Annotated in this window: 1 protein-coding gene; it reads right to left on the bottom strand. The window is 35.9% G+C overall.

Annotation, left to right across the window (positions count from 1 at the left end; genetic code table 11):
* Window positions 1-449, bottom strand: a 449-nt coding sequence (locus IY230_RS01400; protein WP_196369562.1) for an InlB B-repeat-containing protein, incomplete at both ends; no start/stop codon positions are given.

The raw sequence follows: 449 nt of genomic DNA, 5'->3' as shown, positions 1-449 counted from the left end.
TCTCTCCATATGAAAATTCCTCTACCTTTAGTACAGTTCCGTCTTCATCTTTAAATGTTATTTCATATTTGTTTATCGTAGCTTCAAATACAGCTACATATTCAACATTTCCTGTAACTGCCTCAATTGATGGACTCCATCCAACAAATGTATAACTATACTCTATTGTTGATTCTTTTGTTGGCGTTGCTCCTTGATATTCTGGTATTGTTCCGTGGGTGACTTCAAGTTCTTCTAGTAATATCGTGCCATCTTCATTTTTCCATGTAACTTTATATGTGTTGACATTGTAAGTTGCTGTTACTTCTAATTCACCAGTTATATTACTAAATGCTTTATCCCAGCCTGTGAATGTATAACCTACTCTACTTGGATCTGCTGGTGCGCTTGCTCCACTTCCGTATTCTACTTGCTCTCTCTTTATTTCGCTTCCATCGTAATCTTTAAAT

The sequence above is a fragment of the Acholeplasma laidlawii genome, from assembly GCF_015709225.1.
In the GTDB taxonomy this organism is placed as follows: Bacteria; Bacillota_I; Bacilli_A; order Acholeplasmatales; family Acholeplasmataceae; genus Acholeplasma; species Acholeplasma laidlawii_A.
This window is presented reverse-complemented; position numbering and strand designations above follow the sequence as displayed.